Raw genomic sequence first — 24,944 nt, forward strand, 5'->3', positions numbered from 1 at the left:
TGCGGCTTCAGAAATTAAGATGCTTTGTAGTAGGCAATCTTGGTTTTGATTTCGCCAGACAATTCGAGTAAGTCTCCACTGACGGAACGCTGCTCGTCAGACAACTGGCTTTGCAATACCGCGTCTTGTTTCAGTTTTTCAATGAAGGATTCAACCCCGCTGGCGGCTTCAGACTGCTTGGAGGCTGATTGATTCAGCTCTGCATTCTTGGCAGAGATATCAGAAATATCCCCGGATAAACCCTGCCAAAGCGCGGCGATTTCGTTGGTTTTCTCAGCGGCGTAATTGGTTTTTTCCTGGCCAACTTTCATCGCCTGAACACTGGACTCGGAGCCCTTTCGCAGATCTTCGAGAATAGAGGCGATTTCCTGGGTTGAGTGCTGGGTTTTCTGAGCCAGACCACGCACCTCATCGGCAACCACTGCAAAACCACGGCCCTGGTCTCCTGCGCGTGCAGCTTCAATAGCGGCGTTCAACGCCAACAAATTGGTTTGTTCGGCAATCCCCTGAATCACAGTCATCACTTCATCTACTCGAACTACCCGTTCGGACAGAGTACTCACCGCATTATCCGCGTGAAGAATGTCTTCCTGCAGAGCCTTCATAAGCCCATCTACATGATCAACTACGGCACTGGCCTTCTCGGCTTTTTCCATAGTGGCTTCAGTCATTTCTTTGGTATGGCTCGCAGTATCAAATGCGTGTTCAGCACTGTTCACTAAGGTGCTGACTTCCTGGGCTGCCTGAGTGGATTGAGCGACTTGCTCGGTACTGGCCAAGCTCTGTTTTGAAGATTGTTTTTCAAACATTTCTGCGGTGTGTTGCAAGGCATCAGAAGTTTTGGTCAGTGAAGCAATCAAGTCCCGCATCTGCCCCGCGAGGTCTGCTGTGGCGCTGTTCAACAATCCAATTTCACCCCGGCCATTTCGGCTCAGGTTCATACCAAGATTACCTTTGGACAAATCGCTGATGGCGCTCGCCGTATTTCTCAAAGGCTTGAGAACCTCGCGCTGTAAGATGACATAGCTGCCAAACAGAACCAAAGCGCCGGTTACCAGAGTCAGAACAACGGCGTATACCACTACGGCCTCAGATTCAGTAATCGTAGTCTCGCCACTCTGCTTGGCTACCGCATTCACTTTTTTCGAGATGTCATCCAGCAACTTTGATGGCGCGCGGTCAATACCTTTTACAGCAATATCACCAGCGCGATGGTCGTAACCGGAAGCGTTGAATTCTTCAAATCCGCTGCGATAAGCTGACCCCATCTTCTCGTGGGCAACAATAAAGTCCTGTACCTGCCTTTGCAGGCCCGGATCAAAACTCAGCTGGCCTTTCAGTTCACGGGCAATCTTTTGAACACTTTCTTCCTGTGTTAAAAACTTGCCCCAGTACTTTTCCCGCTGGGAATCATCCGCACCACGAATCAGCACATTTTTCCATTCCTGCACCTGGCGCTTAAATTCGATATTAACCCGGTCTGTACTATGAATGGCCGCCACTTCATTGGACAGCAGAGAGCTGAATTTAATCAAATCATCTCTTAACTTATAGGTGGAAAACAAAGATGCCATTAATAGCAGCAAGATGCTGGCAGAGATAACACCCAGCACCATCGTTTTAATATCGATACTTTTCACTCAGAAACTCCTCAGCACACCTTGCTGACAGAATAAATACATTAACGCGTTAACCGTGACTGCTACTTTGTATAGTCAACATTTGCGCCATCCGCAAAATTCCAGCGACAGTCGGATAGCAATATAGAATTTCGGCGAGAAGGGAGGAAACTTGAACAAAAAGCATTCAGGGGAAGGTCTGAATTCAGCTTAAACGCTACAGTATTTTAGAGATCTCTAACATTAGGAAAGACCTTAGCGCCCAGCCTTTGTGAGCGTCCCGAAAAGACAAGCCAATACAGCCCAAAGGGAAATCCGCCAAGCCCGAAAGCCGGCGGATTGATTCTTAGCTTTGAAGCCTCAAGCTACTCAGGTCGGCATTCCGCAGGCAGAAACCGAGATTTAATTGTGGATTCCGTACAGGACCAGCTGATACCAGATTCATCACTCGTAGGGATAAAAGCCACATATCCGTCAATACGAGTACTTTTATCCATCGTAACCACGATGGCTCCATTGTTAACGGTAAGCGTTCCGAGAAGCGGATTATCAAGAGGGTTCAAAGTAAGATCTTCCGTCATCGGCCAACGCTGATGGTCATAAGCATACTGCTCGACCTGGGGAATTGTGGTCTTGGCGGCAGAGATTGCGGATATCACCTTGGCGCGATTCGAATAATCCTGATAGGCCGGCAGTGCAATAGCAGCCAGAATGCCGAGTATGGCGATCATGACAAAAATCAATATGACAAAGAGTACACCTCCCTTTTCATTGCCAGCGAAAACCCCTTTATTGTACTTAGCATTCCAGGCTTTCTGGTCCCGAGCCAGGAAGACAATCCCCTCAATCCAAGCTATCAAACCAGGCACATAGGTCCAGAAAAAAAGCAAATAGAATATGCCCCACCATTGCCCAAGATAAAAGCGATGCACTCCAAAGAAACCAAAACCTATTGCCAGAGCCGCGGCGGCAATCCGGCTTTTGTACACAAAGTCTTCTTGAATTGCCCCACACTGAGGACACTGCGGTTGTTCAGCATCCAAATCAGCATGACACTCAGAACATTGACGAGACATAAACGAATCCTTGTCTTTTTAACAACAATAAAAGTAATAGTAAAAATACGGTCGCCAAGAGTAAAGCAATTGAAGCTGGGCTCCAATAGGCCTCTATAACCAAATAGCCGCGGAAGCAGAAAGAAACTTCTCACTGAAGTAAAAACCCACAATAAAAAAGGGAGCCAAAGCTCCCTTAATCAAGGCGGTTCTAAATGGTCGTCAAACCTGCAAATAATCCAGAATACCTTCGGCGGCCTCTCGGCCTTCCCAGATTGCGGTCACCACCAGATCTGAACCACGAACCATATCACCGCCCGCAAAGATTTTGGGATTACTGGTCTGGAACTTGTACTGCTGCTCCTCGGCAGCTTCAATACCACCCCAGCTATTGATGGTTACGCCATTCTCGGCAATCCAGTCTGCGGGGTTTGGCTGAAAACCGAAAGCAACCAACACCACATCAGCGGGAATAATTTCTTCAGAACCTTCAACTGGCTGAGGACGACGGCGGCCATTTTCATCGGGCTCTCCCAAAGCGGTGGTCACAACTTTGATGCCTTCCACCTTTCCATCACCCACAATCTCGACGGGCTGGCGGTTAAACAGGAAGTTAACGCCTTCTTCTTTGGCGTTGGCCACCTCGCGGCGCGAACCCGGCATATTTTCTTCGTCACGGCGATAGGCACAGGTCACGCTGCGTGCCTGTTGGCGAATCGAAGTGCGGTTACAGTCCATTGCGGTATCACCACCACCCAAGACGACCACTCGCTTCCCGGCTACCGAAATGAAATCATCGATGTTCTTTTCAAAACCCATATTGCGATTCACATTGGAAATCAAAAATGGCAAAGCATCGTATACGCCCGGCAGGTCTTCACCTGGAAAACCGCCTTTCATATACTTGTATGTACCCATGCCCATGAAGACGGCATCGTATTCTTCCAAGAGCTGTTCGATGCTAACGTCTTTGCCTATTTCTGTTTCCAGCCGGAACTCAACACCCATTTCGGTGAAGACTTCACGTCGGCGACTCATAACGGATTTTTCCAGCTTGAATTCCGGAATACCAAAAGTCAGCAAGCCACCAATTTCGGGGTACTTATCGAACACAACGGGTTTAACACCATTGCGAACCAGAATATCCGCACAACCGAGGCCTGCAGGCCCAGCTCCGATAACGGCTACCTTTTTATCAGTCCATACCACTTTGGACATGTCCGGGCGCCAGCCCATAGCGAAGGCCGTATCGGTAATATATTTTTCCGCATTACCAATGGTTACCGCGCCGAAGTCATCGTTCAAGGTACAAGCACCTTCACACAGACGATCTTGCGGGCATACTCGACCGCAGACCTCCGGCAAAGTGTTGGTTTGATGGCTCAGATCCGCAGCTTCAAAAATATTGCCCTCACTGATCAACTTTAACCAGTTGGGAATAAAGTTATGAACCGGACACTTCCATTCACAATAAGGGTTACCGCAAGCCAGGCAGCGATGCGCCTGATTGGCGACTTCCTTTTCCGTAAACGATTCGTAGATTTCTACGTACTGGGTTTTACGGGTGTGGATCGGCTTCTTTTTCGGGTCGTTACGACCCACTTCAATAAACTGAAAGTTATTGCTTAAACGTTCCTGTTTGGCGTTAGGGTTTTTCATTGTCTGCCCTCCGCTTATTCGGTATCAGATTTGGTTTGTGCCAACAGGCCGCTCAAGCTGGCGGCCTTCGGCTTAACGAGCCAGAACTTACCAACGTAATCGTCGAAGTCCTCGTGCAGTTCCTGACTCCATTCACTGCCGGTCTCCTCGGCGTGCTGGGCAATCAGGGTACGCAAGTGGTGGCGATGATCTTCATAGTTTTCGCCACCAATACGGCGAATCTCCACCAGCTCATTATTAAAGCGGTCAACGAAACCGCGATCCAAATCCAAAACGTAGGCGAAGCCACCGGTCATACCTGCACCAAAGTTCACACCGGTCTGACCCAATACGGCAACGACGCCTCCAGTCATATATTCACAACAGTGATCACCGGCGCCTTCAACCACAACCTGAGCACCTGAGTTACGTACCGCCAAACGCTCACCGGCCTGACCAGCCGCAAAAACTTCACCGCCGGTTGCACCATATAAACAAGTGTTGCCCATAATGGACGTTTGCTTACTCTTAAAAGCGCTGCCCTTTGGTGGAGTGAGAACCAGCTTACCGCCAGCCATACCTTTACCAACGTAGTCGTTGGCATCGCCTTCCAGATAAATGTTCAGACCACCAGCATTCCAGACACCCAGTGACTGCCCCGCCACACCGTTCAGCTTCACGGTGACCGGCTTATCAGCCATACCCTGGTTGCCATAGCGCTTGGCAATTTCACCAGACACGCGAGCACCAATGGAGCGGTCGCAGTTAGTGATTTTGAATTCAAACTCACCACCCGTTTTGCTTTCGATATTGGACAGCATGTCACTGACCATTCGTTCAGCCAATTCCCCTTTGTCATAGGGGTCGTTCTGAGCAACCTGGCAGAACTGCGGTTTGGTTTCCAGGTAGTCGTCGGTATAAATGATAGGGCTTAGATCCAAAGCACCCTGCTTATCGGTTTTCGCTGCATCGACTTCCATTCGCTGAACCTGGCCGATTAATTCGTCCAGACTCCGCACGCCCAGAGCGGCCATCCATTCACGAGCTTCCTCCGCCACAAAACGGAAAAAGTTCATGGCCATTTCAACGGTGCCGATATAGTGGTCACGACGCAGCTGCTCGTTCTGAGTCGCGACACCCGTTGCACAGTTATTCAGATGACAAATGCGCAAATACTTACAACCCAATGCAACCATAGGTGCCGTACCAAAGCCAAAGCTTTCCGCACCCAGAATAGCCGCTTTCACAACATCCAAACCGGATTTCAAACCACCATCGGTTTGCACCCGCACGTTGCCACGCAAATCATTCGCGCGCAGTGTTTGGTGAGTTTCCGAAAGCCCCAGCTCCCAGGGAGAGCCTGCATAACGAATCGATGTCAACGGGGAAGCCGCGGTACCACCGTCGTAACCGGAGATAGTAATTAAATCGGCATAGGCCTTGGCAACACCGGCCGCGATGGTGCCAACTCCCGGACGGGAAACCAGTTTCACACTGATCAAGGCATCCGGATTAACCTGTTTCAAATCGAAAATCAGCTGCGCCAAATCCTCGATTGAATAAATATCATGATGCGGCGGAGGAGAAATCAACGTCACACCGGGTACGGAGTAACGCAAGGTTGCGATCAGATCATTGACTTTTCCGCCTGGTAACTGACCACCTTCGCCAGGCTTCGCACCCTGGGCGACTTTGATCTGCAGTACTTCGGCATTCACCAAGTAATGTGGCGTCACGCCAAAACGACCGGATGCAATCTGCTTGATTTTGGACACCTTGTTGGTGCCATACCGCTTAGGATCTTCACCACCTTCGCCCGAATTTGAACGGCCACCCAAGGTATTCATGGCTTGCGCCAGTGCCTCATGAGCTTCCGGGGAAAGTGCGCCCAAGGACATTGCCGCCGAATCAAAACGCGCCACGATGTTTTCCATCGGCTCGACTTCGTCCAGAGGAATTGCGGTGGCTTCTTTCAACTTCAGCATATCGCGCAAGGTCGCGATGGGACGCTCATTGACTAAATCAGCGTATTTTTTCCAAATACTATAGTCACCGGTTTTTACCGCTTGCTGCAGTGTTTGTACAACATCCGGATTAAAAGCGTGGTATTCCTGACCGTGGACGTACTTCAACAAACCACCAGGCTCGATGGTTTTGCGATCAATCCAGGCAATCGTATCCAGCGCTTCTTGTTCGGCTTGCAAATGCTCGAAGCTGGCACCTTTGATACGCGAAGGCGTACCTTTAAAGCACAGATCCACAACGTCTTCGTTAAGACCAATAATTTCAAACAGCTGGGCACCACGATAGGAACCGATGGTAGAAATACCCATCTTGGACAGGATTTTCATCAAACCCTTATTGATGCCCTTACGATAATTTTTCAGCGCCGTGTCGTGATCCACCAGTAACTCGCCGGTATGAATCAAATCGGACAAAACCTGATAACTCAGGTAGGGATAAACCGCTGACGCACCATACCCAATGAGTGTCGCAATCTGATGCGAATCACGCGCATAAGCGGTTTTGGTAATGATATTGGAATCGCAACGCAAACCCGCGTTGATGAGACGATGGTGCACAGCACCCGTTGCCAACAGAGAATGGATCATACCCATGCCCTGCTCCGGATAACCATCGCTAAGAATCACCACAACGGCACCGTCGCGAACGGCGGCTTCGACATCGTCACACAGTTTTACAATGGCATCTTTCAGGCTGTGAGTCGATGGGTCATAGCGCAGCGTGAACTGTTGACTGCGATAGTCTTTGTTGTCCATCTCACGAATAGTGTAAAACTTACGCGGAGATAAAACCGGACTGCGTAAGTTAATACGCTTACCATGGGATGGGGTTTCCGCAAATACATTCAGCTCGCGTCCCAATTGTGTGCCCAGCGACATCACAATTGCCTCACGCAATGGATCAATCGGGGGGTTGGTCACCTGAGCAAATTGTTGACGGAAATAGTCGAACAGATTACGTGTTTTGCCGGACAACACCGCCATCGGTGTATCGTCGCCCATGGAACCAGTCGCTTCCTGCCCCAACTCGGCAAGAGGGCGCAATACTTGATCGCGCTCTTCAAAACTGAGCTGGAACATTTTCATGTAACGTGGCAGTTCCTCTCGTGGCATCCCTTCTTCATAAGCTTCTGCTTCGAGGGTTGCCTCGATTTTCAGGTTACCTTCTTTCAACCATTTGCGATAAGGTTGACGTGTTTTTAACTGCTCATTAATTTCATTGGTGTCGAGAATCTCACCGCTTTCGGTATCGATCGATAACATATCACCTGGGCCAAGGCGACCTTTCGCAACAACATTCTCAGGTTGATAATCGTAGACACCCACTTCGGACGCTACAGTAATAACGTCATCATCGGTGAGCACCCAGCGAGAGGGGCGCAAACCGTTTCGGTCCAATGTACATACTGCGTAACGGCCATCAGTCATTACCAAACCCGCCGGGCCATCCCAGGGTTCGATATGCATGGAGATATACTGATAATACGCACGCTCTTCCGGATCAATGGATTCCACATTGTGCCAAGCAGGTGGCACCAGCATGCGCAGAGCATGATGCAGAGGCAAACCGCCCAGGACCAATACCTCAAGCATATTATCGAGGCTGGAGGAATCTGAACCTTCTGTGTTAACCACTGGCGCCACTTCGGCCAGGTTAGGCAACAACTCGGACTGGAATTTTGGCGTACGGGCTCGGGCCCAGTTCCGGTTACCCATAATGGTGTTGATTTCACCATTGTGCGCCAACATGCGGAAAGGCTGAGCCAAATTCCACTGGGGCATGGTGTTCGTCGAGAAACGCTGGTGGAAGACCACAATCGCGGTTTCCAGGCGCTCGTCGGCCAGATCTTTATAGAAGCTCGGAATATCCTTGGGCATCATCAAGCCCTTGTAGGACAGCACCGAGGAAGACAGGCTGGAAATATAAAAGGCCTTGTCGTCTTTTAACGCCTTATCAGCACGACGACGCGCCATATACAGTTTTGCATTCAGCGCCGGCAATGAACATTCGGCGTTCACAAAAACCTGGTAGAAACTGGGTAGACTTTCCAAAGCAATGGGACCCAGACAAGATTTGTCGACGGGTACCTCACGCCAACCGGCAATACTCAGGCCTTCTGCTTCAATTTCTGCCGTCACGACATCCCGTGCAGCCTGCGCTCGCACGGGATCCTGACTCAACATCACAGAACCAATGCCATAATTGGCACTCAGCTCAAAATTATTTTCTTCTGCAATGGTACGCAAAAAGCCGTCGGGCTTTTGCATGAGCAAACCACAACCGTCACCGGTAATTCCGTCGGCGGCAATTCCGCCCCGGTGGGTCATACAAGTTAGCGCTTCAATAGCCGATTCCAACAGGCTATGGCTCACCTTTCCCTTGGTGTTTGCGATCAGGCCAAAACCGCAGTTGTCTTTAAATTCGTCTAAACGATAGAGTCCAGTAGTCATGCTCTGTCTCTCTTCTTGCTATGGCGGAATGCTCGCTTCTTTTTAATATCAACGGCCTCATGTGAAAGACCGCTGACAGACTATTCCGCGCGATGAGTGCATTACTGGTTCAGCCTCTTATTTAAGGGGTGGGCTAATACCAGCACAAAACTGTGCTTCCCAGACAAAAAAGCCCCTAAGACAGGGGCTTTGATGGCATTTGGGCGCTGAATATTAACTGTAGGCGTGCAAATAAGCAAGTCGAACTAAGCAGATGTTCGGCCATGATCGGTCAAAGTTGGCAAATATGCTGCTAAATGCCTCTAAAAGAGCGTATATCTGCCTTAATGATTTTGAGGGAACGAGCCCAGGCACCGCCACTTCTTCTCCTGGAAGGCAATCTTTCCTGAGCAGCCTGAACCGATTCCCAGGTGTCGAAGCCTGGCTGCACGATGACATACCAGGATTTGCCATTATTCTCACGATTGAAAATTTTCAGCTCATCGCGATTAGGCTGTACCCGTAGAAACTTCTCAACCTGCTCCGGCGTGCGCACGGAAATCAGTTGTAAAACATAAGCACTGTCGGGTAAACGCAGTAAATACTGCTCATCTTCGGTGAATACACTAAGGTCGAAGCCTGGGTCCATACCCAACAAGGCCAATTGATCTTCGCTGTAGCTGGAATAATCCACCGCACTGTCATTCAATTCATTGACGTCGGCCAGGGCAATCGCCTCCGCTTTGCCAGCTTCATCCGTATTCAAACCTGGTGCCACTTCACTCGCTTGGGTATCGGCTTGTGGCTCAATTGAGGCAGGTTCGGACACATCACGGCCTTCAACACCCGCCAGCACGTTGCTGGTTTGAGCACCGATGTCAACCTGCTCAACAGGGGGGCTGCTTTCTGCGGCAGTATCTGTCACCACTTCTGTCGCTATGGAGTCAGGTACCTTTCTGGCCTCATTCAGCTGAGCGACTTGCTCATTACTCGTTGGTTTTTCTGTGGACTTAATCAGAGGCTCAGAGGGCGTCAGGGCCTCGTTGATAAGGTTTTCAGTATCGGCCATAGCGTCGGCAGATTCCAATGAAGAAGGCGCTTGCTCACTAGCCTTAGGAGCTTGATCGGCCGAGCTGAACAATTCCTGGGACCTGGCCCTGTCATTATCACCACGCTTGGCCTCTCCACCCTTTTCAACGGCACCCGTATTGCTTTCCGCGACCGCAACGTCTGCTTCGGTCTGTGACCACATTGCCTGGATGGTATCGCGATAGATGTAAGCCGTGCCCAAACTTGCCATCAGAGCACCGACACCCACGAGATGCCAAATCGGAAAGCCTTTGTTCTTCAGAGAGCTGCTGTAGAGTCGATTAACCAGCAGGTTTTGAGCCAAGACATCCACTTCGGCGGGGAAGCCTCTGGAAGCCCGATACAGCTCTTTCAGTTCTAAATCACTGAACAGCTCGGGGCCATCGTAGTCGACACTCGCCAACTGCTGATGGATGTACGAAGCCAGCTCGGATTCATTTAAAGGGCCCAATTCCTTTTGATTGACGATAACATCAGCCACATCAAACTTGCGTAGGCGCTCCGCCAGTCCGCGCTCCGCAAAAGCAACGATATTGAGATTACCCTCACCAGGCTGCTGCCCCTGAAGTAAGCCCATCAGCGCCAAAAGAGCACGATCATCGAGATTATGAGCCTGGTCGACCAGCACGAACATAGGTTGAGCGGCATTTTTTAAATGCTTGCGCAGATGGCCAAGCATGGCGCCGGAGGTTTGCCCTTCGATTAAATCCGCGCCCAATTCCGCCGCCAGGAGCATTAACATTTGATCCAGGCCTGCCAGCACCGGGCCATCCAGCTGGGAAATTAATGCGCCATCACCGCACCGCCGCGCCAACTCTTGCAGCACAGCAGTTTTACCAACCCCTTCGGGGCCTTCCAACACGATAATTCCTGCGCCAAAATCACACCAGTGCTCGATTTGATCCAGCACTTCCGCTCGTTCAGCCGTCGAGAAAAAGCCGCCCTGTCCAACAAAAGGCTCGCTGTTAAATCCGTAATAATCCAAATATTCGGCCAGTGTATCCACTCACTCTCCCACAGCGGCTGCGTAACGTCGTGCTTTATTATGAATTCAGCTGCGGCAAGCCTCAATAGCTGCCAACACTTCTTCTTCCGTCACCTCTTCAGTGACAACAGCTTTGCCCAGTGCCGAAAGCAACACCAGGCGCAGACGACCATCTAATACTTTTTTATCGACTGCCATCAGCGGCAAAAACTCTTCTGCCCGCATAGTATCCGGCGTTATCACTGGCAAGCCGGCAGCCAAACTCAGGGCTTTGTTACGTTCAATAAGCTCTGCATCGACCCAGCCCTTGGACGCGGACAGCGCGATGGCCATTTGCATACCAATCGCCACCGCCTCACCATGCAGATATTCGCCATACCCCATATGAGTTTCGATGGCATGGCCAAAGGTGTGCCCCAAATTCAGTATGGCGCGTAAGCCTGACTCACGCTCATCCTCAGCGACGACATCAGCTTTTATTTGGCAGGAACGTTCAATCGCATAGCTTAACGCGTCCTGTTCGCCAGTGCTCAGAGCCGACATATTGGCTTCCAGCCATTCATAAAACGGCTCATCCGCTATCAGCCCATATTTGATCACTTCAGCAAGACCCGCCGCCAATTCCCGCTCAGGCAGCTTCTGCAAAACCGAACTGTCAGCGATCACACAATTGGGCTGGTAAAAAGCGCCGATCATGTTTTTCCCAAGGGCATGGTTAACGGCTGTTTTGCCTCCGACACTGGAATCTACCTGGGACAACAAGGTAGTCGGGAGCTGAATAAAGTCCACGCCACGCTGATAACACGCCGCCGCAAAACCGGTCATGTCACCAATTACACCACCACCCAGAGCAATCAACGTGGTTTTTCGCGTATGCCTCGCTCTAAGCAGCTCATCAAAAATCAGGTTTAGAGTTTCCAAGTTTTTGTGGGCTTCACCATCGGGCAAAATGACTTCGGTGTAATCATATTGTCCCAAGGAAGCTTTCACCTCTGGCAACAACAGCTTCGCCAACGTGGTATTGGTAACCAAACACACCTGCTTACCTTTGATATGAGGGGTGAGTAAATCTTCTCTGCCCAACAGCTTGGGGCCGATATAGATAGGGTAACTGCGATCAGCGAGATCGACACGTAAGGTGCGCATGATAATTCCCGGCAATAAAAAATTTGCGGCCAAAGAATAGCAGAAAAGGCAGCGAATGAATAAACACAAGCCTATCAGAGAATACAGCCGTCTGGCCTAAGCCTGCAATTGTTCAGCCAGACTTTCAGCCACTTGCTTAGGTGTTTTACCGTCGGTTTCGACAATCAGATCCGCAACCTCACGATAGAGAGGATCACGCGACTCCAGCAACTCAATGATTTTTTGCTTGGGGTCGTCAACCTGCAACAGAGGGCGCTTTTTATCTTTATCAGTACGGCGAACCAATTGGGAAATAGACGCTGTCAGGTATACGACACGACCGTATTTATTGAGCAACTTGCGATTATCTTCACGAACAATAATCCCACCCCCGGTGGCGATGACCAGATCGTCCTGCTGACATAATTCAGAGAGAGTATTGCTTTCCCTTTGACGAAAGCCTTCTTCACCTTCGATATCAAATATCCAGGAGATATCAGCACCAGCGCGATCTTCAATCAACTTGTCCGTATCATAAAAATCACGCCGCAAACTGGTCGCCAACAAACGGCCGATGGTAGATTTGCCGACCCCCATGGGGCCGACTAAAACAATACTCTTCACAGGCGATTATTCGGTCAAGCTTTGCGCCAGAATTTTCGGAGTAATAAAGATGAGCAATTCACGCTTCTCACGAACTTGCAGATCCTTCTTGAACAAGCGGCCCAGATAAGGGATGTCACCCAGCAATGGTACCTTGGAAGTACCCTTAGTCACTTGATCCTGGAAGATGCCACCAAGCACAATTGTTTGACCATTGTCGACGAGCACTTCAGTGTCGATACGGTTCACATCAATGACTGGCACACCTGCAATAAACCCATTGATATCATCCTGCTTCACCAGCAAATCCATAATGATACGATCATCTGGTGTGATTTGCGGAGTCACTTCAAGTTTTAATACCGCCTGACGAAACGAGGTCGATGTCGCACCACTGGCAGAAGCTTCTTGATAACCAATCTCTTGACCGGATTCAATAAATGCAATCTGTTTATCACCAGTTACAACCTTAGGCTGCGAAACGATTTCAGCAAAGCCCGAATCCTCAAGAGCACTAAGCTCCAATCCTAATGAACCATTGTCAGTACTTAACCACATTGCAATCGAACCAAATGGGTTAGCCACACCTAAGTCAACCATATTGGCCTGATCAATCGTCGGGGTCCATACACCATTCGAATCAAAGTTATCTGCTGAAAAAGCTTCAGTTGATCCAGAAAACAAACCACTGCGCTGATTGACTGTCTGTGTACGGAAAATTTGCTGTCCGTTTCCATCAAAGGTTGCATTCCCATTGGAATCAAGCACAGGTACACGCTGAGTTGTCGAGCGTATCTGATGACGACCGACGGCCTGCCAGCGAACACCCAGCTCTTTACGGTAGTCTGTATTGGCAACAACAATACGAGCTTCAATCATTACCTGACGCACAGGAATATCAACCTGGGCAATCAGCTTACGAAATTCCTGAATTTTTTCTTCTGTATCAGTAAGAATAATCGAGTTAGTTCGCTCATCTACAATGGCCTGTCCACGCTCAGACAAGATGCTACCAGTTGAATTCCCATCTTGAGACGCATTGCTCCCGACACCACCATTGTCAGGCTGATTAAACAATTTAAACAACTCGCGAGCATTTGCGTATCTGACACGAATATACTCAGTACGCAGAGGAGCCAACTCTTCCAGCTGTTTTTGAGTCTCCAGCTCCAATCTTTCACGCTCGGCAATTTCAGCTGCAGGGGCAACCATCAACACGTTACCTACCTGGCGCTTATCTAAGCCTTTGGTCTTCAGAACCAAGCTCAAAGCCTGATCCCACGGTACGTTTTCCAAGCGCAAAGTAATACTCCCACCTACTGTATCACTTGCTACCAAATTCAAGTCTGTTATATCTGCAATAAGCTGTAACACTGAGCGAACTTCGATATTCTGGAAATTCAAAGACAGTTTCTTACCTACAAATTCAAACTGTTTTTTTCTTTCCTCTCTCTCCACTTGGGTAAGCGGCTTAATAGAAACAACATATTGATCATCAGCTTGATACGCCAGGTAGTCATACTCTCGACTAGTCTCAATCACCACCTTTGTGCTACCACCGTCATAACTTGTATCAACAAAGGAAACCGGTGTCGCAAAATCAATAACATCCAGGCGGCGACGCAAATCTGCAGGAATAGACACGCCGTCAAAGTTGAGACTAAGCTTTCCGCCACTCGAGTTAGCATCAATATTCACATTGGGATCTGAGAGGCCGAGAATGATTTTACCCTCGCCGTCTTCGCCACGACGAAAATCCAGACTCGTAATGGAACGCTCATATTGGCCACTATCTCTTGAATTGGATATTTCCGCCGCCATATTAGAGCCGCTTTTAATAAAACTGCTTGCGCCGCCACTGCCCATCTCGACAACAAAATCAGAGCCATCAACACGGGTGTTATAACTCACTAATTCATTGAGATTCACAATCATGCGCGTTCTGCCACCGCTAGACAGAACCACTACGCTGTTCGCCGCATCAAAGGAAACCGGAAACTTCTTTTTATTCAGCAAACTCTCAACACCCGGAAAATCCAGCACAACTCGAGCGGGCTTTTCTATGGTGTAACCTTTGGGAGTGCTCGGCTGTTCGTCAAATTTCAACTTAATTTCAAACCTTTGCCCGGGTAACTCTGCAAACTGGATATCAGTCAGATTACTCGCCAGGGAGGAAGTCGCCAAAGACGACAGCAGCACCATGGCTACCAAGCGTCCTTTAACAAGGCTTATGGATCTAAGCAGCGAAAACATAGTCAATTCCTTATTCTTCCTCTAGTTTGAGAACCCGGGGACGCTCTACCCAACCGCCCAGGTTATCTGGAATAATTTCAACAATATCTAGTTGGCCGTGACTGGTATTGATTACACGACCATGGTTTTTACCAACGTAATTGCCGGTAGAAACTCTGTGTACGCCGCCTTGACCATCAGACACCAAGGCCCACAACACATTATCTTTTTCGATAGTCCCAACCATTTTCAACTCAATTAAGCTGAAGCCTTCCAAGTATTCTTTTTCGCGGGCCAAGTCAGGCTCAACCCCAACAGACTGGCCAACATACTCTTGCTTCTGCTCTTCCTTCAGTCTCTCAAAAGGGCTACGCAGCTTGATTGCTGCATAACTAAATGCCTTATAGGGGCGGAACTCGGGTAAGGGCTCTATGCGCCCTCTAGGGCGGCGTTTAGTTTCTTCGATATAATCACGTAAGTCCTGGTGCCGATTCTCAAAAGAGCATCCCCCCATTACAAAGAAAGCCGTGATTAATACAATATATCGCATCATGCTTAATCGTCCTGACTCTTATAGCGATAAGTCTTTGCAACAATATTCATTGTCAACTCACCGCGCTCACCACTATTAATATCGTAGTCGTGTAGAGTCACAATTCGAGGCATACCGGCAACACCACTAACAAAACCACCCAAATCATGATAGCCACCATGAACTGTTATCGAAATCGGCAACTCTACATAAAACTCTTCCGACTTTTCCTCTTGCAGTTCAATTTTTGAAATTGCCAGACCACTCTCGCTGCCCTTTTCATCAATATCTTCCAACAACCCGGGCACTTCGGTATCACTTGGCAACTGTTTCAACAATGCACCAAATGAGTCTTCCATTTCTTGCATCTGCCTACGATAAGCAACCAAGTTTGCCGATTGAAAGGCCTTGCTTTCGAAACTGGCCTTTAGAGTTGCCTCTTCGGAAATTTCATTTTCAAGGCTGATCTTCAGATCGCTGATAAACATGTAGTAGGTAATACCAAAGACCAGCGCCACACAAATCATTGCCACAAAGATCCGACCCGCCAATGGCCAGACACCAATCCGCTCAAAATCGAGCTCTGCCAGATCAAAGCTCTGCACTTGATCCATAAAATCGGACACACCAGACATTACTTCCCGCCCTCCGATTCTTCAGTTTTAGGGACGGCTGCCTTAACAGTCATACTGAACTCACTGGCTTGATCACCTAATTCTGGCTTTGCAGTTACGGAGTTCAAATTCGGATCCTGGAACCAAACTGAGCCCTCCAAATTACGCATAAACGTTGATACACGATTATTGGATTCTGTAACTCCTTCCATGCTTATTACATCGCCCTTGCGCTCCATGGTTTTGATATAAATACCATCAGGCACCATACGCACAAACTCATCAAAAGCACGGACAATTACAGGACGTAAGCCCTGCAACTCTTGAATAACCCGCATCCGCTCAAGAAGCTCGGATCGACGTTTTTTTAACTCGCGAATCTCAGAAACCTTGCTTTCGAGAATCGCGATTTCGTCTTGGAGCATACTGTTGCGTTGATTCTGCGAATCAATGTCCGCCTGCACCGAGGACACCCACAAATAAGCCAATGCCGCTGCCAACATCACCACAGCCATCAAAACCGTCAAATATTCCTGCTTGCGGCGAGCGCGATATTCGTCGCGCCAGGGCAATAAGTTGATATTCGCCATTATTCGTACTCCCTCATCGCCAAACCTGCCGCAATCATCAACGCAGGCGCATCATTGGCCAGAGCGGTTGCATTCACTCGCGGCGATACCGACATATTGGCGAAAGGGTTCGCGACCATTGTCATGGTACCGATCTTCTCTTCAATCAGCTCACCCAAGCCCTCAAGGGCGGAAACACCTCCAGCAAGCACAATCAGATCCACATCGTTGTATTGGCTGGAAGAAAAGAAAAACTGCAGGGATCGAGTAACCTGCTGAACCACTGCATCTTTAAAGGGCTCAAGCACCTCGGACTCGTAATCATCCGGCAGGCCGCCTTGCTTCTTGGCCAAGCCCGCCTCTTCAGCAGAGAGGCCATAGCGACGCTGAATTTCTTCAGTTTGCTGCTTGCCACCAAACAGCTGCTCTCGGGTATAAACAGTTGTGCCATCCACCAACACACTGAGTGTCGTCATGGTCGCGCCAATATCCACTACAGCGACAACCTGGCCTTCCTGCTGCTCAAGCTGTTCAGCAATCAAAGCAAAAGCTCTTTCCATGGTATACGCTTCAACATCGACGACCTTGGCCGTCAGATCGGCCTTTTCCAGCACATCAACTCGCAGGTCCACGTTTTCACGACGGCAAGCCGCCAGCAGAACTTCCATCTGATCAGGATTGTTGGCCGAAGGCCCCTGAACCTCAAAGTCGATGGAAACTTCTTCCAGCGGGTAAGGAATATATTGATCAGCTTCCAGTGAGATTTGGGTCTCCAAAGCATCTTCCGACAAACCGGAAGGCATTTCGATAACCTTGGTGATCACCGCAGATCCCGCCACGGCTACGGCCGCCAGCTTTTCCTTGCTCTTGGATTGCTGCACGACAGCGCGCACTGCATCCGCAACAGCGTCTGGATCATTGATGTTTTTTTCAACAACAGAGCCCGGCGGCAGGGCTTTCACCGCATAGCTTTCCACCCGATAGCTGTCGCCTTGCCGGCTAAATTCCAGCAATTTTACCGCGGTGGAGCTTATATCCAGACCAATGAGTGGCTTGGCCTTGGACTCCAAGAATCCCAGAATGCCCATTTTTTCAATCAATATCCGTGACTTATGAGATAATCATGTTATAGCACTTGAACTGTGTGCTGCAACAACCTTTGTCATAGGTAATGCCCTAAAAAGCACTTATAATGCACCTTTATTGGCAAATTGCCGACTATTACCGTTTAAGAATTAAACACATGCGAAATTCTCTATTCCGCCTTACCTTTTGGCTAGCCGTCTGCGGCAGTGGTGCCATTATTGCAGGACTGGCTGCTTTTTACCTTTATCTGAGCCCGAAACTCCCCTCTGTGGAGAGTCTTCGGCACGTAAAACTACAAACTCCGCTGCGCGTCTATTCACGCGACGGCTTGCTCATCGGCGAGTTTGGTGAAAAGCGCCGCACCCCCATTCAGCACCAGGATATTCCAGAGCTTTATACCAAAGCACTGCTGGCCGCTGAAGACGACCAGTTCTATTCACACAATGGCGTTTCCATTCGCGGCCTGTTGCGCGCAGCTTCCCAGATCATAAGCTCTGGGCACATTCAGTCAGGCGGCAGCACCATCACCATGCAGGTGGCCCGCAACTTCTTCCTAACCCGCCAGCAGACCTTTGCTCGTAAATTCAACGAGATTCTTCTGGCCCTGCAAATTGAACGTGAGTTGAGCAAGGATGAAATTCTCGAACTCTACGTCAACGTCATCTTTTTAGGCAACCGCGCCTACGGTATTAATGCGGCAGCTGAGGTTTACTATGGTAAACCCTTGAGTGAATTAAGTTTAGCTCAATTAGCAATGATTGCAGGCTTACCTAAAGCACCCTCGACATTCAACCCGATCGCCAACCCGGAACGCGCCCTTATTCGCCGCAACTGGATCCTCGGACGTATGCTATCTTTGGGTTATATCGACCAAAACCTCTATGACACCACCATTAATGAGCCCGTGACCGCCAGCGTGCACGGTATTAAAGTTGACTATCACGCTCCCTATGTCGCCGAAATGGCCCGCCGCCAGGCCATGGACATCTACGGCCCCGGAGCCTACACCGATGGTCTCAAGGTTTACACCACCATCGATAGCGGGCTGCAACGCCGCGCCCAGGAAGCCGTCATCGACGGTCTGCTTGCCTATGATAAACGTAAAGGTTATCGCGGCCCTGAACAGCATTGGCCGGCCAGTTTTATCGATCCGAGTGTCACTGACGTTACAGACTTCAACAATCTGGATCTCGCCGCGTGGCAAAGCGCCCTTGGCAACCTAAGCGAATTCGGCGGCCTTGAACCCGCGGTCGTAGTCCAGGTTTTCGAGCAGCAAATCCGAGCACTGCTGCCCAATGGCGACATTGTCGACATTGATTGGGAGCAGGGACTGCGCCAGGCCCGTCCATTCAAAACCGAGAATGCTCGTGGCGCCCGCCCCAAGCTCGCCAGTGATGTTGTCGCTGTTGGCGATGTTATTCGCCTGCAACAAAACGACGATGACAGCTGGGCGTTCAGCCAAGTGCCCAAGGCACAGGCCGCATTGATCGCTTTGAACCCAAAAGATGGCGCCATTATCTCAATGGTTGGCGGTTTCGACTTTGCGCAAAGTCACTTTAATCGCGTGACCCAAGCCAAACGTCAGCCAGGTTCCAACTTCAAACCCTTTGTATACACAACCGCACTTGAACAGGGCCTGACTCCAGCGAGCATTATTAATGATGCTCCGATTGTTTTTGAAGATGCCAATCTGGAAAGCACCTGGCGCCCTGAAAACGACGGCGGAAAGTTTTACGGCCCAACCCGTTTACGCCAGGCCCTTTACCGTTCACGCAACCTGGTGTCCATTCGCGTTTTGCGCAACATCGGCATTAATAATGCGATAAAAGGTATGGATCGCTTCGGCTTCGAGCCAGCACTACTGCCGAAAGACTTGTCGCTGGCACTGGGCAGCTACGCGCTCACCCCCTTGGAAATTGTCACAGGTTACGCCGTATTCGCAAACGGCGGCTTTAGAGTTGAGCCTTATTTGCTCAGCAGCATTCTGGATGTGAACGGTGAGGCCATTTACGAAGCCAATCCAGCAACGGCCTGCCCTCGTTGCGAAACACTGCTGGCAGGCAATGAGCAAACTGAAGAATCAACTGTAGAACCACAGGAAATTCTTCACGCGGACGAAGACAGAGATCAACTCACGGATGCACTGGCCAACAATGAACAGTCCAATAATGAACCCGGCCAGCAAAGCGCCCCGGCTGAGGCAATGCAAAGTAATCGCGAATTGAATGACGAACTGGCTTCAGAGTTGGCTTCGGAACTCGCCGTGCTGAATCAGGAAAACGACGTCGAAACTTTTGAAGCCACCAGCAATGAACCAGCATTTGTTCCACCTGCTAACCCGGCAGAGAGAGTTCTTAATCCTCAAGTGGCTTACCTCATCAACTCCATGCTGCAGGATGTGATCCGTAAAGGCACCGGAACCGCCGCTAAAACCCTTGGCCGAAATGACCTGGCTGGAAAAACCGGAACCACCAACGGTCCGCGTGATGCCTGGTTTTCCGGTTACAACAGTGAAATGGTCGTGACCACATGGCTCGGTTTTGATCAGAACCTGATGCTTGGCCGAAGAGAATACGGTGGTTCAGCCGCCCTGCCGATCTGGATCGACTATATGCGCACGGCGTTGAAAGATGTTCCGGAAAGCAAACACCCTCAACCGGAAGGCATCATCACGGTTCGCATCGACCCCAAAACAGGCGAGCGAGCAAACATCAATACCATCGGAGCGATTTACGAAAGCTTCCGCCTGGAAAATGCGCCGGAATTGCTAAGCAATGAAAGTATTGGAAACAGTGACAGCGAGGAAGCCCTTCCCGAGGAGCTCTTCTAAGCCACCCTTTCAAACGCAATCTCTACAAGCAATAAAAAAGCAGCCACCAGGGCTGCTTTTTATTGCGTGAAATCAGAAACCGTTGTCAGCTTCTGACTATCAATATGCACACTATTTAATATCGGCCGCCGAACGCAATGGGTAGTGACCCGGATAGGGTAAACGCGCCACCCCCGTATCAACAGCCGCTTGTGCAACCGCTGCGGCAACTGCACCAAGGAGACGCTCATCGGTCGGCTTCGGTAAAATATATTCCGTACCAAAACTTAATTCAGCACCACCATACGCTTCACACACTTCTGCAGGCACAGGCTGCTTGGCCAGCTCGCGAATTGCTTCAACCGCCGCCAGTTTCATCTCTTCGTTAATGGCTTTCGCACGCACATCCAAAGTGCCACGGAACAGGAACGGGAAGCACAACACATTGTTGACCTGATTCGGATAATCCGAACGACCCGTCGCCATAATTAAATCCGAACGCGCTTGATTCGCCAGTTTCGGATCAATTTCCGGATCAGGGTTGGAACATGCAAATACCACCGGACGTTCAGCCATGGATTTCAATTGGGATTCAGACAACAAATTGGGACCCGACACCCCCAGAAAAGCATCCGCACCTTCAATGGCGTCATCCAAAGTACGCGCATCAGTTTCAATAGCAAAGGTTTCTTTGTATTCGTTCAAATGATCACGACCTGCATAAATAACACCTTTACTGTCGAGCATGGTGATATTTTCAGGTTGCGCGCCAGCACTGATCATCAATTTACAACAAGCCTGAGCAGCCGCACCGGCGCCCAAACAAACAATTTTTGCCGATGAAATGGTTTTACCCTGGATTTCCAATGCATTCATCATGCCCGCCACGGTTACGATGGCGGTACCGTGCTGATCATCGTGAAAAATAGGCACCTGGCAGCGCTCGATTAATGCCTTTTCAATAACAAAGCACTCAGGCGCTTTAATATCTTCCAGATTGATTCCGCCGTAGGTATTCGCAATACGCTCAACGGTATCAATAAAGGCTTCAGGAGATTCGGCATCTACCTCAACATCAACGGAATCGATTCCCGCAAAACGCTTGAACAAAAGGCTCTTGCCTTCCATGACTGGCTTGCTGGCCAAAGGGCCCAGATTACCCAACCCCAAAATGGCGCTGCCATCAGTAATTACCGCAACCAGATTGCCTTTGAGGGTGTACTTGAATGCGTTTTCTGCATCTTTCGCGATTTCGCGAACCGGCTCAGCCACTCCGGGGCTATAGGCTAAGGAAAGATCTTCTTGGGTTTCCGCCGACGTACTCAACTCGATGCTGAGCTTTCCGGGACGGGGGAAGGCGTGATAATCCAACGCCGCTTTTTTCAAATCGTTTGACATGGTCCCAACCACTATTGCTTTTGTTTGTGATTGCACAAAGCCGGGTAAATGCGATACCGCATCCACTCAGTCGTGCAGAATATTGTAATTATTTCCCGCGAAGCTCTGACGGCTTTTTAGACAGGTCCGAGAAGCATACTCCCAGCATATACAGCCATCAATAACAATTGTAACCACAATCACGGTGTTAGCGACCATAGATTCTATTAAATTGCCCTATAGCTAGGTTAAATTGGCCTAAATGCCGCATTATTTGAACGGACAATAACCAATATTCGTCTCGCCGATAAATAGGCAAGCTTTACACGACAAAAAAAGCAGAAGCCTTACAAGTAAGGAGTTGGACATCCAGGCACAAAAAAACCCTTGGCGGGATTCCGCGAAGGGTTTTTCAAGTCGTCCGGTTTTGGGAAACCGGAGGAGCGCCAACAAGAATTACTTCTTGATGCGGCTGCCGAAACGCTTCTTGAAGCGATCGATACGACCACCAGTATCAACAACTTTCTGCTTACCGGTGTAGAAAGGGTGACACTCTGAACATACGTCCAAGTGCAGGTCTTTGCCCAAAGTAGAGCCAGTCTTGATGGTATTACCGCAAGAACAAGTAGCGGTAATCTCACCGTAATTCGGATGGATATCAGCTTTCATAGTGTGCCTCTTTAATTAATCTTGTCTCCGCCACCCAGTCTCTGCCGAGCACGGAAACCCTATAAAGCGCTTTTGGGCCAGCCGCAGCGGCCAAAAAATAGACGGCGCATACTAACAGAACAAAGCCAGAACGCAAGAAAAATCGCATACCGTTGATGGAAGCAGGTTTCCGCCAACGCGAATCCGATGGTATTCCTCTGCCAGTGATACTTATAATGTCCCTTCATTAATCAGTATCAAGCCATGCCTCCAAAGACCATAATTCGACTCGCCCTGCCTGTTCCCCTGCGCCGCCTGTTTGACTACCTGGGGGAAGAAGGCCGTGTTTATCCCATCGGCGCCCGCGTGCGTGTGCCCTTTGGTCAGCGTGAGCTGATTGGTATTGTGATTGAACAGACCGAAGACAGCGAACAGGATCTGGATAAACTCAAGCCTGCCAGAGCGCTATTGGACGAGAATGAACTGATCCCTTCAGACATTCGTCAACTGGTCGACTTTTGCAGCCGTTACTACCAGTGCCCCCTTGGTGAAGCCTATAACACCGCCCTCCCCAAGCTACTGAGGAATGGCGAGGCAGTCAGCCTGCCCCAACAGGAGTTCCTGCAACTCAGCCAGGAAGGCCTTGGTTTGCCTCCTGGAGGATTGGCCAAAGCCCGCAAACAGGCCGCGCTGCTTACCGCCCTGCAAGAACAAGGCAAACTGGACAAGACCGACTTAAAGCGCCTCTGCATCAGCAATGCTGTCGTTAAAGCCATGCAGGAAAAAGGTTTGCTGTGTTGGGAGAGTGAGCAGCTCCCGACCATCAAAGCCGAAGAGCAACAAAAACAGGAAGCCCTGGAACTCAATGACGAACAGAGCGCCGCACTGGAGCAGTTGCGCTACCAAACGTTCGCCTGCTACCTTTTGGAAGGCACGACCGGCAGCGGAAAAACCGAAGTGTACCTGCAAGCCATTGCGGAGGTATTACGACAGGGCAAACAAGCCCTCGTCATGATCCCGGAAATCGGGCTGACACCCCAAACCCTTGGTCGCTTTCAAAATCGTTTTCGCTGCCCTGTCGTAGCGATTCATTCCGGCCTGAACGATAAGGAACGGCTGCAGGCATGGGGGATGGCCAAATCCGGCCAGGCGGGCATTATTATTGGCACCCGCTCCTCAGTATTCACCCCTTTATATAATCCGGGAATCATAATTATTGATGAAGAGCACGACCTGTCATTTAAACAGCAGGATGGCGTGCGCTATTCAGGCCGGGATCTTGCAATCTTCCGCGCCCAAAAAGCCGGTATCCCTATCGTGCTGGGCACCGCGACACCCAGCCTGGAAACGCTCCACAACGCCATACAGGGAAGATATCACCATCTGCGCCTCACTCGCCGGGCCGGTGCCGCACGGCCGCCCGCGATCAGCGTCGATGATATTAAGCAGAAAACCCTGATTGGCGGCCTGAGTCAGAACAGTCTGGACGCCATCGGCAATACCCTGGCCGCAGGGAATCAGGTTTTGGTATTTCTGAACCGCCGAGGCTTCGCGCCCAGTCTTATCTGCCACAACTGCGGCTGGGTGGCGGAATGCCGCCATTGCAGTGCGCGCATGACACTGCACAAAGCTCAGCGTCAATTGCGCTGCCACCATTGTGAAGCCAGTATGCCCCTGCCGACACAATGCCCGAAATGTTTCAGTCAGGAGCTGATTGGCCAGGGTTACGGCACCCAACGCAGCGAAGAAACCCTGCAGGAATACTTCCCTGAAACCCAGATTATTCGCATCGATCGGGACAGCACCCGTAAAAAACAGGCCATGCACGAACTGCTGCATGAAGTGGACCAAGGCCAGCCCTGCATCCTTTTAGGCACCCAAATGCTGGCTAAGGGGCATCATTTTCCAAACGTTACTCTGGTAGTGATTGTCGATGCCGATGGCGGCCTGTTCAGTGGCGACTTCCGAGGGCCCGAGCGAATGGGGCAACTGATTACCCAGGTTGCAGGACGGGCGGGGCGGGCCGAAAAGCCCGGTCGAGTCATCATTCAAAGCCACAACAAAGACCACCCTCTTTTAGAAACACTGCTGGAACAGGGATACCATTTATTTGCTCGCCAGATATTACGTGAGCGCCAACTCGCCAATATGCCACCCTATCGTCAGCTGGCTCTTCTTCATTGTGACAGCAAAGATGGAATTCTGGCCGAATCCTATTTACAGGGCCTGCGGCAATGGCTTGAACAATACGCCCCTCCAACGCCTGAACGTGTTTATCTCGGACCTTTTCCTGCACCTATGGAAAAGCGCAAACAAATGTTTCGCTTCCAGCTGCAATTCAACTGCGAAAACCGCCGCCAGATGCAGCAGCTCCTGCAACTGGCCGGACAATATCTGGAACAGAGTAAAATGCCCCACAACATTCGCTGCTCATTAGATGTCGATCCATTAGACATGATGTAGAATGGCGGGCTTTCCCCTCTGTAGTCATTCATTAATCAGCAAGGAA

General features: G+C 50.0%; 16 protein-coding genes. 2 read left to right on the forward strand and 14 right to left on the reverse strand.

Annotated elements, in window-relative coordinates; all coding sequences use genetic code 11:
- Positions 1 to 14 precede the first annotated feature (14 nt).
- The 12 genes from G8768_RS21215 to G8768_RS00405 form a co-directional block, all read right to left on the reverse strand.
- Positions 15 to 1,640: a methyl-accepting chemotaxis protein gene (locus tag G8768_RS21215; RefSeq protein ID WP_166853129.1), complete on the reverse strand. Its 1,626-nt coding sequence runs from the start codon at positions 1,638 to 1,640 to the stop codon at positions 15 to 17.
- A gap of 344 nt (positions 1,641 to 1,984) precedes the next feature.
- Positions 1,985 to 2,662, reverse strand: a complete 678-nt coding sequence (locus tag G8768_RS00355; protein ID WP_221450526.1) for an NINE protein — start codon at positions 2,660 to 2,662, stop codon at positions 1,985 to 1,987.
- A 234-nt stretch (positions 2,663 to 2,896) separates the two neighbouring features.
- Positions 2,897 to 4,333 (reverse strand): FAD-dependent oxidoreductase, encoded by a 1,437-nt coding sequence (locus G8768_RS00360; protein ID WP_166853124.1) that lies wholly within the window; start codon positions 4,331 to 4,333, stop codon positions 2,897 to 2,899.
- 14 nt (positions 4,334 to 4,347) lie between these two features.
- Positions 4,348 to 8,787, reverse strand: coding sequence for a glutamate synthase large subunit (gene gltB, locus G8768_RS00365; protein WP_166853120.1), 4,440 nt, complete (start codon positions 8,785 to 8,787; stop codon positions 4,348 to 4,350).
- A 292-nt stretch (positions 8,788 to 9,079) separates the two neighbouring features.
- Positions 9,080 to 10,861, reverse strand: a complete 1,782-nt coding sequence (locus G8768_RS00370) for an AAA family ATPase (RefSeq protein ID WP_166853117.1) — start codon at positions 10,859 to 10,861, stop codon at positions 9,080 to 9,082.
- 45 nt (positions 10,862 to 10,906) lie between these two features.
- Positions 10,907 to 11,986 carry a 3-dehydroquinate synthase gene (gene aroB / locus G8768_RS00375; protein ID WP_166853114.1) on the reverse strand — a complete coding sequence of 360 codons (1,080 nt, stop codon included), beginning with the start codon at positions 11,984 to 11,986 and terminating at the stop codon, positions 10,907 to 10,909.
- Positions 11,987 to 12,082: 96 nt separating this feature from the next.
- Complete coding sequence (gene aroK / locus G8768_RS00380; RefSeq protein WP_166853111.1) at positions 12,083 to 12,589, reverse strand: shikimate kinase AroK; 507 nt, start codon at positions 12,587 to 12,589, stop codon at positions 12,083 to 12,085.
- 6 nt (positions 12,590 to 12,595) lie between these two features.
- Positions 12,596 to 14,821, reverse strand: a complete 2,226-nt coding sequence (locus G8768_RS00385; protein WP_184679344.1) for a type IV pilus secretin PilQ — start codon at positions 14,819 to 14,821, stop codon at positions 12,596 to 12,598.
- Positions 14,822 to 14,831: 10 nt separating this feature from the next.
- Positions 14,832 to 15,353: a pilus assembly protein PilP gene (locus G8768_RS00390; protein ID WP_306667765.1), complete on the reverse strand. Its 522-nt coding sequence runs from the start codon at positions 15,351 to 15,353 to the stop codon at positions 14,832 to 14,834.
- 2 nt (positions 15,354 to 15,355) lie between these two features.
- On the reverse strand, positions 15,356 to 15,967 hold the full coding sequence (locus G8768_RS00395) for a type IV pilus inner membrane component PilO (protein WP_166853108.1): 612 nt from the start codon (positions 15,965 to 15,967) through the stop codon (positions 15,356 to 15,358).
- Positions 15,967 to 16,536, reverse strand: a complete 570-nt coding sequence (locus G8768_RS00400; RefSeq protein ID WP_166853105.1) for a PilN domain-containing protein — start codon at positions 16,534 to 16,536, stop codon at positions 15,967 to 15,969. Before G8768_RS00400 ends, G8768_RS00395 begins: the two co-directional genes overlap by 1 nt.
- Positions 16,536 to 17,603 (reverse strand): pilus assembly protein PilM, encoded by a 1,068-nt coding sequence (locus tag G8768_RS00405; protein ID WP_166853499.1) that lies wholly within the window; start codon positions 17,601 to 17,603, stop codon positions 16,536 to 16,538. Before G8768_RS00405 ends, G8768_RS00400 begins: the two co-directional genes overlap by 1 nt.
- A 155-nt stretch (positions 17,604 to 17,758) precedes the next feature.
- Between G8768_RS00405 and G8768_RS00410 the strand changes: the two genes are divergently transcribed.
- Entirely contained in the window at positions 17,759 to 20,431 is a 2,673-nt protein-coding gene (locus G8768_RS00410) for a penicillin-binding protein 1A (RefSeq protein WP_243749337.1), read from the forward strand.
- A gap of 111 nt (positions 20,432 to 20,542) precedes the next feature.
- On the opposite strand, the gene G8768_RS00415 is transcribed toward G8768_RS00410, so the two are convergent.
- Complete coding sequence (locus G8768_RS00415; protein WP_166853102.1) at positions 20,543 to 21,808, reverse strand: malic enzyme-like NAD(P)-binding protein; 1,266 nt, start codon at positions 21,806 to 21,808, stop codon at positions 20,543 to 20,545.
- Positions 21,809 to 22,243: 435 nt separating this feature from the next.
- The gene (rpmE, locus tag G8768_RS00420) at positions 22,244 to 22,456 is read right to left on the reverse strand and encodes a 50S ribosomal protein L31 (protein ID WP_166853099.1); all 213 of its coding nucleotides are present in this window, start codon (positions 22,454 to 22,456) and stop codon (positions 22,244 to 22,246) included.
- 243 nt (positions 22,457 to 22,699) lie between these two features.
- On the opposite strand from rpmE, the gene G8768_RS00425 reads away from it, so the two are divergent.
- On the forward strand, positions 22,700 to 24,898 hold the full coding sequence (locus tag G8768_RS00425; RefSeq protein ID WP_166853096.1) for a primosomal protein N': 2,199 nt from the start codon (positions 22,700 to 22,702) through the stop codon (positions 24,896 to 24,898).
- Positions 24,899 to 24,944: the final 46 nt, after the last annotated feature.

The organism is Pseudoteredinibacter isoporae (assembly GCF_011602085.1).
Lineage (GTDB): Bacteria > Pseudomonadota > Gammaproteobacteria > Pseudomonadales > Cellvibrionaceae > Pseudoteredinibacter > Pseudoteredinibacter isoporae.